The organism is Saccharicrinis sp. GN24d3 (assembly GCF_052400645.1).
Taxonomy (GTDB): domain Bacteria; phylum Bacteroidota; class Bacteroidia; order Bacteroidales; family Marinilabiliaceae; genus Saccharicrinis.
Window position 1 is genome coordinate 215,191 of the sequence record NZ_JBQTGI010000001.1, and the last position, 15,141, is coordinate 230,331.

The 15,141-nt window shown below is 40.6% G+C and carries 7 protein-coding genes; all 7 read left to right on the forward strand.

The window, feature by feature from the left end; genetic code table 11:
• Nucleotides 1-64 precede the first annotated feature (64 nt).
• The 7 genes from ACT29I_RS00750 (at nt 65) to ACT29I_RS00780 (ending at nt 15,011) form a co-directional block, all read left to right on the forward strand.
• The gene (locus tag ACT29I_RS00750) at nt 65-2,482 is read left to right on the forward strand and encodes an alpha-L-rhamnosidase-related protein (protein WP_444792478.1); all 2,418 of its coding nucleotides are present in this window, start codon (nt 65-67) and stop codon (nt 2,480-2,482) included.
• 14 nt (nt 2,483-2,496) lie between these two features.
• Nucleotides 2,497-3,264 carry a 3-keto-disaccharide hydrolase gene (locus ACT29I_RS00755; protein WP_430932593.1) on the forward strand — a complete coding sequence of 256 codons (768 nt, stop codon included), beginning with the start codon at nt 2,497-2,499 and terminating at the stop codon, nt 3,262-3,264.
• Nucleotides 3,265-3,319: 55 nt separating this feature from the next.
• Entirely contained in the window at nt 3,320-4,780 is a 1,461-nt protein-coding gene (locus ACT29I_RS00760; protein ID WP_430932594.1) for a sulfatase family protein, read from the forward strand.
• Nucleotides 4,781-4,911: 131 nt separating this feature from the next.
• A complete protein-coding gene (locus ACT29I_RS00765) occupies nt 4,912-5,433 on the forward strand; it encodes a sulfatase-like hydrolase/transferase (RefSeq protein WP_430932595.1) in 522 nt (173 codons plus the stop codon).
• 181 nt (nt 5,434-5,614) lie between these two features.
• Nucleotides 5,615-9,130 (forward strand): glycosyl hydrolase, encoded by a 3,516-nt coding sequence (locus tag ACT29I_RS00770; RefSeq protein WP_444792479.1) that lies wholly within the window; start codon nt 5,615-5,617, stop codon nt 9,128-9,130.
• A gap of 328 nt (nt 9,131-9,458) precedes the next feature.
• The gene (locus tag ACT29I_RS00775; RefSeq protein WP_444792480.1) at nt 9,459-11,711 is read left to right on the forward strand and encodes a glycosyl hydrolase; all 2,253 of its coding nucleotides are present in this window, start codon (nt 9,459-9,461) and stop codon (nt 11,709-11,711) included.
• Nucleotides 11,712-11,735: 24 nt separating this feature from the next.
• Nucleotides 11,736-15,011, forward strand: a complete 3,276-nt coding sequence (locus ACT29I_RS00780) for a glycosyl hydrolase (protein WP_444792481.1) — start codon at nt 11,736-11,738, stop codon at nt 15,009-15,011.
• Nucleotides 15,012-15,141: the final 130 nt, after the last annotated feature.

Genomic DNA, 15,141 nt, shown 5'->3' on the forward strand with positions numbered 1-15,141 from the left:
GCATAACTGGTGTTGATTGAAATTTCATGCCCCTTCTATCTGACCTATGAAAATAAATATAAACATGAAAAGAATTATTGTAATTACACTACTTTCTCAATTGTTAGTTATAAGCACTTTCTCACAAAAGAAAAGTGAGGCTCAAAACATTGTAAATAAAGCAATGCCAAGCGAGCAATGGTTAAATGAAGAATGGCAAGCCCAATGGATTACGCACCCTAATATTACAGGTGATGAAGTGGGTGTTTACTTGTTTAAGAAAGTTCTTTCGCTTGAAGCTGTACCACAAGAGTACGTGATCAATATTTCGGCGGACAATAGGTACGTGTTTTACATTAATGGAACTGTGGTGGCGCGTGGTCCAGCGCGTAGCGATCTTAACCGTTGGCAATTTGCGACCCTAGATATTGCCCCTTATCTTAAAGAGGGGGAGAATCATATCGCAGCTAAAGTGTGGAATATGGCGGACTTGAAACCCACGGCTCAAATGAGCTATATTACGGGTTTAATTATCCAGGGAAATACCTCAAAGGAAAAGGAAATTAATACCGATAAATCGTGGCGCGTAGTTATTGATGAGGCCTATTCATTTTACATGATAAAACACCTGAGACGCTTTTATGTCGCAGGTCCAGGCGAAAAGTTTAGCGGGGAATTGCACCCTTGGGATTGGAAAACATCGGACAAAGAAATTGCTTGGAAGCAGGCCAAAGCCGGCAAAAATGGGATGCCTACAAAATACTATTCCGTTACTGGAAAAACAGATGCGCGTGTATTGCATCCGCGTTCGATAGCTATGATGGATGCCAAGCCTCAAAGCTTTGCCAAAGTACGAAAGTCTGAAGGTATAACTGATGCAGAAGGCTTAATCACGGGAGATGCTCCAGTTGAAATACCTGCGAATAGTACAGTGAAAATATTGCTTGATCAAGGGCACCTGACCAATGCTTATCCACAGTTGCAATATAGCAAAGGTGCTAAGAGTAATATCCAAATCACTTATGCCGAAAGTCTTTTTATTCCAAAGGATGGTATGCCTACCTTTGATAAGGGTAACCGCGATGAGGTTGATGGAAAAGTGATGTGGGGCAATTATGATATCATACTACCTGATGGCGGTGATGATCGCCTCTTTGAGCCCCTATGGTGGCGTTGTTTTCGTTATGTGGAACTAGAAATAACAACTGACGATGAGCCTTTGGCGTTAAATGCGTTTAACAGTGAGTTTAGGGCTTATCCTTTGGATTTGAAAGCAAATTTTAAATGTGACGACCCTCGTTTGAGCGACATCTTTGAGGTGGCTTGGCGCACCCAACGTTTGTGTGCGGGTGAAGTCTTTTTTGATTGTCCCTACTACGAGCAATTGCAATATACGGGCGATACCCGCATACAAGGACTCAATACGGCCTATGCCTCAGGCGATACCGTGCTATGGAAAGATGCGATTCAGGATTACTACGATTCTCAGTTGCCTTTTGGTCTGACGCAGTCGCGTTATCCGAGCAGTCAGCAGCAAATAATAGCGCCGTTTTCTTTGGTATGGATCACTATGGTACATGACTATATGATGCATTGCAACGATCAAGCTTTCATCGAAAAGATGATTCCTACTATGCTTGGCATCCTAAATTGGTTCGATGAGCGAGTAGAGGAGAATGGGATGTTGGGCCAATTGGAAAGCTGGTTGTTTGTGGATTGGGTGGACCAGTGGAAGACGGGTTATCCACCATTAAATGAGGATAAAAAATACTCATCTGTTATTGGGATGCAATATGTGTATACCATACATAAAGCGATGGACATTTTTGAGTCTTACGGTATGTCTGGGCTAAGGCAAAAGTGGGAGCAAAAGGCAAATTTGACTCAGCAATCTATTATTGATAATTGTTGGGATGAGGACAAACAATTACTCGCCGATACGCCAGATAAAGATGTATTTAGTCAGCACGCCAATATATTAGCGGTACTTAGTCATTCGTTCCCTGCAGAGAAGCAAAAAGAATTGATGCAACGCGTAGTTAATAACAAAGAGATTGCACCGGCCTCTTACTATTTTGATTTTTACAAAGTAGCGGCATTGAAGCAAGTGGGCTTAGGCAATTTATATTTTTCCGGATTAAGCGTTTTAAGCGATTTGATCGATAATGGCTTCACAACTTTTCCCGAAAAATTTGATCCTTCACGCTCCGATTGTCATGCCTGGAGTGCTTCGCCTTTGTTTTATTATTATGCCTCAATAGCAGGTATAGCGCCTACTGAGAGCGGTTTTAAACGTTTCGAGATGCGCCCATCACTAGGTGAGTTAGACTATATTGAAGGGAAAATGCCATTAAGAGATGGTTTTATTTCTTTTAATCTTAAGAAAAAGGGAAAGAGCGGTATTAGAGGCAAAGTCATCGTGCCTAATAACTTGGGTGGTGTTTTCAATTGGAATGGTCAGAGTATTGAATTGAAGAGTGGTGAGAATAGTATTGGTTTGTAATTAAGATTTTAGATATGTTAAATAATAAAAGAAGATATGGCTTTCTTATTCTGTTAGTGACACTAATGAATATTAGTCATGTGTTTAGTCAAACACCAAGTAATAAAGAATTCGTAGAAATCTTTGATGGCCAAACGCTGGATAATTGGAAAGGTGATTCGACCTATTGGCACGTTGAGAATGGATGTATACAAGGAACGATTACTCCTGAAACTATCTTAAAAAGCAACACCTTTATTGTTTGGCAAGGTGGACAACCTAGCGATTTTGAATTACAATTGGAGTATCGTATTTCTGAATCGGGAAATAGTGGCATCAATTACCGGAGCACCTATGTAAAAGATAAACCTTACGCTTTGCGCGGCTACCAATGTGACATAGATGGCAAGAATAAATATACAGGTCAGAATTACGAAGAGAAAAAACGTACAACTCTGGCTTATAGGGGGGAGAAGGTACTATTATCCACACCTGAAGATCCCGAAGTAATTGAAAATATACGTAACAATGTGAACAAGAATTGTTGGCAAACCCGGGAGGTACTACGTCAGCTAGGCGAAAGCGAGACTTTAAACTCAAAAATTAAGAAGAATGACTGGAATCAGGTTCATCTGATCATCAAGGGAAACCGTTTATTGCACTATATCAATGGTACTTTAATGAGTGATGTGACAGATAATGATAGCATTCACAAAGTTATAAATGGATACATAGGTGTACAGGTACATGTGGGCCCTCCTATGAAGGTGGAGTATAGAAATATTCGATTGAAGGAGTTATAAATAATGATACAAGCGCAATAATAAAGACTAGGAGAAATTCCCTAAAATTATTATCATGCAAAAACTACTAATGCTGCTATCAGCTATCATCATGATGGCTTGCAGCTCTAAAAGCAAAACCGAGTCAATCCCACCCAACGTGGTCTACATACTTACCGACCAATGGCGTGCACAAGCCTTGGGCTATGCCGGCGATCCTAACGTTAAAACGCCACGATTGGGTGAATTCGCCAAAGAGGCGGTGAATTTTGCGAATGCTGTGTCGGTAGCGCCTGTGTGCACGCCACACCGCGCTGCACTGATGACGGGGCGTTACCCTACAAGTACTGGTATGATTTTTAACGACCTTTACTTGCCTAGCGATGAACTGTGTATGGCAGAGATATTCAAAGCACAAGGGTATAATACCGCACATATTGGGGGCAAGTGGCACCTTGATGGTCACGGACGGTTGAATAATGCGGCACCGGAAAGACGCCAAGGTTTCGACTTTTGGTTGGGTAGCGAGTGTTCGCATGATTATGCCAATGAACACTATTACGAGAATGATGACCCTGAGGTGAAGTACTATAATGGCTATTCGCCTTATGCCATTGCTAATGCTGCCAATGATTATATGACCGAGAGCAAAGCAAGCGATAAGCCCTTTTTACTCTTTATCTCTATTGGTACGCCTCATTTTCCTCACCATTCTGCTCCTAAGGAGATGATGGCGATGTATCCAAAAGAGGATTTGATTCTGTCGCCTAATGTGCCCAAAAGGTTGGAGAAAAAAACACGCGAAGAATTACTAGGCTATTATGGGCACTGCACGTCTACAGACATAGCTATAGGTGATATTTTGGATAAAATGAAAGAATTGGAATTGATGGAAAACACTATTTTTGTTTTCACCTCTGATCACGGAGAAATGATGGGGTCGCACGGGGAAAGACCTTACAAAAAACAGGTGGGATGGGATGAATCCATTAAAGTACCTTTCCTTATTAGCTATCCATCCATCGGAAAAAATAAAGGCGCTGTAGTCAATGCCCCCATCAATACACCCGATATTTTACCATCATTACTAGGCTTAGCCAATCTTGATATTCCCGAAACGATAGAGAGAGAAGATATCTCTGAATTAATACAAAATCCTGACCCCAATGCTGACCGAGCAGCTTTAGTTATGGGAGTTGCTCCCTTTGCTGATAATGCCAGAGGGCCTGAATATCGCCTAATACGTACCAAGCAATATACCTACCAACGTACCTTAGAAGGCCCAAGTAGGCTTTTTGATAATATAAAAGACCCTTACCAGATGAATAACCTTGTTGGGAATCCTGAGTTTGCTGAACTCCAAAAAATCCTAGATGATAAACTGAACATGTCACTCGAAGCTGTTGGTGACGATTTTAAACCGCGTGATTACTACATTAAAAAATGGGATTATATCTTGGATGAAAAGAAGAACTGTATTGATCATTGGAGTTTTGTCGATGGTAAAGGTGTAGTTCAATCGCCAAAGAAACTATAGCTAAAACTGCGTGGTGGTACCAATAAATTAAACATGAAAAACACCAACAGTCGTTATCGTACAATTGGGGAAGAGCATTTATAACTCATATTCTATGCAAGGGGCTTCTTTTATTTTAAAATATTTACAAAATGACACGAATAATACCAATAATTTCATTTTTAATATTGCTATTTTTTGGTGATTGTACCAATAAACAAGATTCAGCAGTTCCAAACGTCATCATTATAAATATTGATGATATGGGGTGGAAAGATGTTGGTTTTATGGGTAGCGAATACTACGAAACACTTAATATAGACTATCTGTCCGGTTTAGGTATGGTATTTACAAATGGCTATGCAGCAGCATCGAATTGCGCACCCAGCAGAGCCTGTTTAATGACAGGGCAATGGACACCACGCCATGGCGTTTATACGGTTAGTCCTTCCGCACGAGGAAAATCGGAAGACAGAAAATTAATTCCTACAAAAAACACACATACACTGCCTTCGAACCATACCATTCTGCCACAGGTTTTGCAGGTTAATGGCTGTCAAACCTGCCATGCAGGAAAGTGGCATTTAAGCCATAACCCTTTAGAGTTCGGTTTTGATGTGAATATTGGAGGCGGTCATAATGGTATGCCGCTAAGTCAGGCACCAACGACCTAGAGGTGAAGGTAACTAATAATTGGGTCAACCAATTGCTATGGCAAACAAAAAAAACTGTAGAAAAACGGGACACCTGGCAACTGGTACACGCCCTTGAAAAAATGCCAAACCATGGTATTTTGCCATCGGGTATTTGGGGGGAAGTCACGATATCAACTGTGAATGATAAATAAACTGTACAATGAATAATCGAATAATGAAGGAAATATTAAAAAGCTTGCTAAGCAAAACCATCTTTATAGCTTTACTACTGAATTTGATTCTATCTAATGTAGAAGCTCAAAACACGTCACTCGAGTATAATTTTCAGAACCCACCATCATCGGCAAGAGCCCTTGTGATGTGGTTTTGGATTAATGGCAACGTCACCAAAATTGGCATTACTGCCGATTTGGAAGCGATGAAAGATGTGGGTATTCAAGGTGCTCTCATTTTCAACGCTAGTTTGGGGCAACCCCAAGGATACGTGTCTTATTTGAGTCCCGAATGGCTCGATCTTTTCAACTATGCCGCTTTGGAAGCGCAACGTTTGGGACTTGAATTGAGTTTTCATAATGGAGCAGGCTGGTCATCATCGGGCAGCCCTATTGTTACGCCAGAATATGCCATGCAGACAGTAGTGTATTCAGAAACGCTACATTTAGGTGGTCAGGAATTCAATGGTCAGCTAGCACAACCGGAAACAAACCTTGGCTACTACAAAGACATTGCGGTACTAGCCTTTCCAAAGCCACAAAGCGAAGAACGCATCAATGATTTGGATATCAAAAGCCTGTCGGGCAAAGTACGTAATCATTTGGGGCCAGACGATAAATCAGTGCCTGCTTCGGCAGTCGTAAAAAAATCAGATATTATTGATTTGACATCGAAGTTGACTAGTGATGGTTCCTTAGAATGGAATGCACCTGCAGGAGAATGGGTGATTCTACGACTTGGTCATACGCCAACGGGCAAAAAAAATATTGCGGCACCTGATGGCGGACAAGGCCTGGAATGTGATAAGATGAGTCGCGAGGCTGTGGATGTATATTGGCAAGGAGCTATCATGCCCATCGTGAATAGACTCGATACGCTCATTGGTTCAGTGGTTAAACGATGCCATATTGATAGTTATGAAGTGGGGACTACAAACTGGACTCAGGGGTTTGCTAGTGAGTTCAATAGGCTTCGTGCTTACAATTGCGAGTTGTTTTTACCAGCCTTAGCAGGTTATTATGTAGAAAGTGGAGAAGAAACAGAACGTTTCTTATGGGATTTTCGTCGTACCATTGGCGATTTAATGGCTGAACATTATTATGGTTATTTTGCAGAACTTTGTCATCAACATGGGATGCAGTTTTCCACAGAACCTTATTGGGGGCCCTTTGATAATATGCAAGTTGGCGCTACGGCAGATGCCGTTTTGTCTGAGTTTTGGAGTGGACATCTGGCTTTTTTCGATTCGCCAAAATTTGTCGCATCCATCGCCAAATTAAATGGGAGCCCTATTGCCGAAGCTGAGGCCTTTACCGATATGGGTGGATGGCAGCAACATCCCGGTGCATTGAAAGCGATGGGAGACCTGGCTTGGGCGCAAGGTATCAACCGTTTTGTATTTCACTGTTATGTGCACCAGCCTTGGGATGTGGCGCCTGGTTTAACCTTAGGTCCTTTTGGTATTGACTTTAACCGTTTGAATACCTGGTGGAATCAAAGCAAACCCTTTGTCGATTATGTAGCTCGCGGTCAGTACTTGTTACAACAAGGTACATCCGTAGCCGATGTATTGGTATTTACAGGCGAGGCATCACCTAACGACGCCTTATTGATGCCCGAAATTAAAGCTTTGGGTTATGATTATGATCTGGTTGGTTCAAATACAATAAGGACATTAACTGTCAGCGAAGGATTGATATGTACACCGCTTGGCGACAAGTACCAAGCCCTGGTACTTCCTTCAACATCCTGGATGACACCTCAGACGCTTGAAATAATAGAAAAATTGGCCAATGAAGGAGCAACCATACTTGCATCAAAACCACAAAAATCACCAAGCATGAATAGCTATCCCGCTTGCGATGAAAACGTAGCAGCCTTAGCATATAAACTTTGGACTAAAGGACTGATCAAAGAGAACTCTATCGTAGAGGTATTGCAAAATGGCACAATACCTCCTGATTTTACAATAGAAAAAGGAAGCCGTGAATCCATGGATTATATCCACCGTAAGACCGAGGATGCTGATATTTATTTTGTGGTCAACTCACGCAAAGAAAGCCGTGAGCTAGGCTGTCGATTTCGTGTGTCAGGCTTACAGCCAGAGCTTTGGAATGCGGAGACAGGTGAGATGACCAAGGCTGTTGTTTGGCAGGATAATGGTGATGGCACAACCACTGTAAGCATCCCTTTTGCTTCTGAAGGCTCTGTTTTTGTACTTTTTAGAAATCCCGTTTCGTCAGAAAAACATATGGTAAGTGCTTCAATGACCCTTAAAAAGCCTGCATCAAAACTATTGCCCAGTTTAGAAATCATAAAAGCAGAATATGGTACATTCTTGCCTAGTGGTTTGGTGGATATAACAGAAGTGATCAAAAATAAAGTCCAAAATAACAGCCTGAATATTCAAGCCACCCGTAGTCTTTGCAATTGCGACCCGGCACCAGGTTACCACAAGGAATTACGCATAGAATATAAAATTGGCGATGTCCTTTTGAAAAAGAATGCCATGGAGAAAGAATGGTTAGAGATTGCTACTTCTGATAAAGGAGAACTCGAAATTCTGAAAGCTGTATTTGGTAAATTTGAACGCGGAATCAGCGGTATTCCACCAAACAATCCGGTTTATGACGTTACAGAGAAAGTAAAATCGATGTTGGCATCTGGAGTTTATGAAATTCCGGTAAACGACAGTTTTGCCGAAGGAAAAGATATTAGAACTAAGAAAGCTTTGTACCTGACCTATGCTACCAATGGGGTGGAGAAATACGCTCATGTTTCTAATGGGGAGACTTTGAAATTGACGCAGGCAACATTAGAACCTCAATTGATTCATAAGGATGGTGTCGATTCTTGGGTAACACCTTATGCAGGGGAAATGACTTATCGTACTTCTGCAGATAAAACAAAAAAAGTAAAGGTGAAATCAGTTCCTGAACCCATGGAGTTAACAGGGGATTGGAATGTGAGTTTTCCTGTAAAAGAGGATGCATCTTTAGATGTTACCTTCGATCAATTAAGCTCGTGGTCAATATCAGGCAATGATGCTATTCGTTATTTCTCGGGTACAGCCACTTATAAAAAGCAGTTTGAGGTTTCTTCTAAATTTCTTAAAGAGTATTTTTCTTTACAGTTAGACTTGGGGAGTGTGAAAGAACTTGCTGAAGTTATTGTAAACGGACACAATCTAGGGATTTTATGGAAAGCGCCTTTCAGATTGAATTTGGATGATTACTTGCAAGAAAGCACAAATACCCTGGAAGTGAGAATTACCAACCTGTGGCCAAACCGTTTGATTGGTGATGAGCAAATGCCTTTAGATTATAAACGTAAAGGACCCAATGTGAAGCAATGGCCCGATTGGCTTTTAAATAATACAGACCGCCCAACTGAACGTGTAACTTTTGCAGCGTACAAGCATTGGCATAAACATTCTGAGCTTTTACCTTCTGGGTTGTTGGGACCTGTGAAAATTGTAGTCTCCAGGGTGGTAGAAATTTAATCTGTGGTTATGAACTATCGCATGCCATTACTTGGGAGGAATTAAAGGGTTCTGTGTTCAGGGGTTACGAGTTTTAGTTGATGAAAGAACCCCAAACCGGAAATGCGGATATGATATTGGAATACCTGCCCTGGAGTTTCCTTGGCTATTAAAATGAAGATTATTTGATACTGGTTTATCGAACGGATAAATTATTTGAACAATGAAACGACCATTAACTGTATTATTCATAAAGTACACACAGGTGGATGATTAAAAAAAGATAATGCGAGTTCCTGAATGTGCAGAAAATTTTGGCACATTTTCTTAAAACAAAAATTTTAAAAAGATGAAAAATATACTTTTTAATAAGATCACTTTTCTTGTACTATTATCGATATCTGTATATAGTTGCAAGTCATCGATGGAGAAAAACTTTAAGAATCCTCCCGGTGAATTTAAACCCATGCCTTTTTGGCATATTAATGGAGATTTAACCACGGAAGGTATCCGCAAGCAGATGAAAGATGCAAAGGATGCTGGGTTTTCAGGCGTCAGTTTGTTACCCTTGGCCGAAAAGAGTTCTACTCGCCCAGGTACTTCTCCAAAATTCCTTTCGGATAAATACTTTGAACGTTATCAGGATATGATTGACATAGCGGAGGAATTAGATATGGAAATCATACTCTACGACGATAATGATTTTCCAAGTGGAATGGCTGGTGGAAAAATGCAAGAAAAATATCCTGACCACACCATGAAACGTTTAGATAAAATTGAACATGAGTTGATTGGGCCTGTATTTTTTGTGGATAGCGTTCCCGGTATTCAGTTGATGGCCGCAGTAGCTACCAACATAGAAACTAAAGAACGCATAGAAATCAGTTCGTTTGTTAAAAATGGAATTATAGAATGGCAAGTTCCGAGTGGTAATTGGAGCATAATGCTGTTTCCTTTGATGAAAGATTCTTTCCATAAAAAATACTTGTGTATGGATTTTATGGATACTGTGGCAGTGCGTCATATGATCAATGAAACCTACGAAAAGTACAAAGAGCGCTTTGGGCAGTATTTTGGAAACACCATAAAAACTACTTTTTTCGATGATGTTGGTTTTTGGAGGCATCCACGCAATTGGACGGGGCGTTTCAATGAAAAGTTTGAAGAATTAAACGGTTTTGATCCACGCCCGTATTATCCTGCTTTGTGGTATAACATTGGATCAGATACAGAAGCTATTCGAAATGCTTTTTTTAATACACGTGCTGAATTACTGGCCGAAGGATTTCCTAAATTGGTGGGGCAGTGGAACGAGGCTAATGGACTGAATAGTACTGGACATCCTCCGGGTAATTACGACCCGACACCCATTGATATGAATGCGGATATTTTTAAGTTTTACCGCTATACTCAAATTCCGCTAACCGATGCCATTATTCGATATCAATTTGGACAAGATGGGCATAAATTGATTAGCTCTGCTGCCGACTATTACGATCGCCCTATGGTGGCTACTGAGATTTATGGTGCTTATAAGGAACATTCTTTCGATTCTTTGATGATGTATAGGGCTATGATGGATTTATTTGCTCGTGGGGTAAATATGGTTATCCCTCATGGCATGTGGTACAATCCTAAAAAAGTTTACATTTCGCCATTAGTGTCTCCATACAGCCAGAAATTAGCAGATGCATTACCTGCTTATTCAAATTATGTGGGACGAAGTAGTATGCTGCTTAGAGGAGGGCGCCGGGTAAGTGAAATTGGCGTAATGTATCCATTTGAAGGATTGGCAGGTTGGTTCTGTTTCGATAATCCAGATAATATAAGACAAGGTTTTTATGTATCTCCTGAAACAGATTATCAGACTATCAGTGGTTGGCTGACGAATGATATTCGTCGCGATTTCACCTTTGTACATCCTGAGTTTTTTATAGAAGATAATTACAGTGTTGCTAATGGTAAAGTAAAGTTGAATAATTCGGATAACTTTCAGGAATACAGTGTTATGATGTTAACAGGGAGTAATGTCATCTCCTTAAAAACACTTCAAAAACTAAAGACTTTTTATGATGACGGAGGAGCTATTGTAGCGACTACTCAGTTGCCGTACAAGGCAATAGAACTTGGTAAAGATGCTGAAGTTATAGCACTAGTAAGGGCTATTTTTGGAGTAGATCCGACTAAACAGGAGAAGTATGCTGAGCAAAGCAATAGCAATGCACAGGGTGGACGTTCTATTTTTATTCGTCGAGCAGATAAGGAAAAAATAGGGCGTGTTTTAAAGGAATATCAACCCTATCCTGATGTTATTTTTGCTGACAATCCAGAATTAAAGACGGATCTAGGAAAGCTAAATTATATCCATAAAATAAAAGAAGGGAAGCATATCTATTTATTTACAAATTCGAGCGATGAAACTATTTCAACAACTGTGCTGCTACGTGGCAAGTTGCAATCAGAAAAATGGAATCCGCACAATGGGCAAATTATAGAAGAAACAACGAGAGAAGAAGTTATTATCAATACAAAAGTTTATACCAAAGTGGAAATTATACTTCCTCCTGTGAAATCGATTTTTGTAGTAGGGAATAAAGAATAGATGCGTAATATAAAAGGTATTAATATGAAATTTTATACTGCACTTAGCTTTGCACTGTTATTGTGTTTCAATGTTTCTTTTGGACAGTCACTCCAAGACAACTTAGAACAAAACTTTAAAAAACCACCTGCCTCTGTAAAACCCAGAACATGGATGCATGCTATGGATGGCAATATGAGCAAAGAGGGTCTCACTAAAGATCTTGAAGCGATGGAACGAGTTGGGATTGGTGGTGTTTTACTATTTAATATAGATCAAAAAATTCCTGATGGAAGGATTAAGTATAATTCGCCACAACATCATGAAATGTTAAGTCATGCAGCTCAGGAATGTGAGCGTTTAGGTTTAAGCTTTGGGGTGCACAACTGCGATGGATGGTCATCGAGTGGTGGCCCTTGGATTACTCCCGAGCAGAGCATGAAAATGGTGGTGTGTAGTGAAGTACAAACCACAGGTGGCGATATTGCGATGCGCTTGCCACAGCCCACTACTCGCGAAGATTATTACCGTGATATAGCTGTCGTAGCATATCCCGCCTTGCCCTCTGAAATGGACGATGTTCAGAATAAACCTATTATTACCTCTTCGGATGCAAACCTTGAGCCTTTAGTTTTAATGAATAATCGTTTGGATGATCGTACTGTTCTTAAAAAGCAAGGAAAATCATTGCCTTGGATTCAATATGCCTACTCAGACATGAAGAAAATACGTTCAGTCTTTATCGTTTGTAATCAACGCGATCCGATTGCAACATTGCAAGTTTCTGATAATGGTGTTGATTTTACTGATGTGCGGGAATTATTTACTGTACGAACAGGAAAGCGCGAGTGGTCAATTAACGATAGTTTTGAACCTATAAGTGCAAAGTACTTTAGGGTTACTTTTAATCAAACTATGTCACTTCACGAAGCCAAATTGCTATCTACCCAGTGCCTACATAATGTCACGGGACGCATCAGTATGGGGCGTACTGAGGATCATGCGATGACGCCAATTGGGGAGCCTGCTGCGGATATGATTATTACTAAAGATCAAATGATTAATCTTAGTGATAAATTGCAGGATGATGGCACTTTGAAAGCTTCTTTGCCCAAAGGTAATTGGACTATACTGCGGTTTGGCTATACGTCTACTGGCGCGTTTAATAACCCAGCTTCTGATTCTGGTCGTGGTTTAGAGTGTGATAAGTTTAACCGTGAGGCTTTCAAGGTTCATTACGATGCTTTTTCAAAGAAAGTGATAGATAATACCCGGGATATAGCTCCCAATGCGATGCAATACCTAGAGATAGATAGTTACGAAATGGGAGGTCAGAACTGGACCAAGGAATACGTATCGATCTTCAATGAAAAATACAATTATAATATTATTGATTTCTTACCCTTGTATGCTGGACGTTTTGTAGAAAGTGCCAAAGCGTCAGAAGCTGTTTTGTGGGACGTGCGCCAGCTTAACTGCCAGTTGATGACTGATAATTACTTCGGATATTTTGCTGAACTGTGTACCGCCGACGGTATCAAAAGCTACATAGAACCTTATGGGTTTGGCCCAGTAAATGATCTCGATGTAGGGGCAAAGGCAGATATTAATATGGGTGAATTTTGGATGGATCGTGAAATGACGATGGTACAATCAGCTGTGTCGGCATCACATATTTATGGCAAAAATGTGACTTCAGCGGAGTCCTTTACTTCCAATCCTCAAATCAATTGGAAGGGTCACCCAGGCAGGGCAAAAGTGTCGGGAGATTTGGCGTGGACATTTGGTGTCAATGAGTTTATGTTTCACCGTTTTGCACATCAGGCCAATCCTAATGTAAGTCCAGGTATGACGATGGGGCGGTGGGGCTTTAATTTCGACAGGGTACAAACTTGGTGGGATAATGCCGGTGCAGCTTGGTTCAAGTACATTATGCGTGGTCAGTATTTACTGCGCCAAGGTCAACCCGTAGCAGATTTTTTAGTGTTTATTGGCGATGGTTCGCCTAATTCTGTTTTCCTACGTAAGGATTTTGAACCTGTTTTGCCTGCAGGGAGCAACTTCGACTGTGTAAATGCAGATGTATTGCTTAACCGTATTCGTATAAAAGATAAGGCTTTGGTTCTGCCCGAAGGGACACAGTATAAAGCCTTGGTGCTGAAAAATTCTAAAAAACTTTCGTTAAAAACCTTAAAACGTATTGACGAAATAGCCCAAGCAGGAGTGCCTATTATTGGAGAAATGCCTGAGTGGGTGGCGGGCTATCTTAATTCGTCGTCTGATAGTGCTGCTTTTGAGCAATGCATAGTCAACTTGCGCCAACAAGATAATGTGTATGATGGATTTGTGTGGGACGAGATGATGAAGGCAGAACAAATAATTTCTGATTTTACAGTTAAAGGAAGAATGGACATATCATTTGCACACCGTAGTATGGAGGATAAACAAGACCTTTATTTTTTCTTTAATCCTGATTCTGCTGCACAGCGTTTTGAATGCACCTTTAGAGTGGATGGAAAGCTACCCGAGTTATGGAATCCTATGACAGGTGAAGTAGTGAAATCAGCTCAATTTGCACAAACTAATGGGCAGACCAAGGTATGGGTTGATTTGGAATCTCAGGAGTCCGTTTTTGTGGTGTTTAGAACTTCGGCAAAAGGAGTCCCTTCTGCATCATCAAAGCCACTCGATGCCACTTGCTTTACTTTGACCAACGATCTCAAGATTCAAAAGGAATCCCTTGTAAATACAGTGCCTGTAGAGCTTAAGAATGCTTGGGTGGTGACATTTCCTGAGGTGAAATCGGAACAAAAAAGTTATGACTTTCTCCAACTCATTGATTGGACGACTCACTCGGCTGATGTGGTGAAATACTTTTCGGGCACTGCCATTTATGAAAATGAATTCCTTATGGATAGAAAGATGTTGGCAGATAATCAAAGAGTCGCCTTAGATTTGGGTGAGGTAAATATTGCAGCTAAGGTTTTCATCAATGGTAAGGACCTAGGTGTAATATGGATGGCACCTTATCGGGTAGATGTAACTGATGCGCTAAAAAGAGGTAAAAACACGATTAAGATAGAAGTGACCAATCAATGGACTAACCGTTTGATTGGTGACGAGCAGTTTCCAAACGAAACAGGATTCGACCGTAAAGCAGATATGATGCCTGATTGGTTTTTGAACAATGAGCCAGCCCCTATTAACCAACGCTCCACATTTACGATTACCAATTTTTACAATAAAAAATCTAAGCTTATACCAGCAGGATTATGTGGTCCTGTACAACTAATGCTTTTTGAAAAAGTAATACAGGAATAGCTTTATAGGCTGATTGAATGAAATGTTAAAGGAATGAGGTGCTTGAGTGTGTCTTACTCCCTTCTTCTTGCAAACGAAATAGCTGATTTTTGTGACCGGAAAACGTCTGGAAATATGAAGAAAAGTCTTT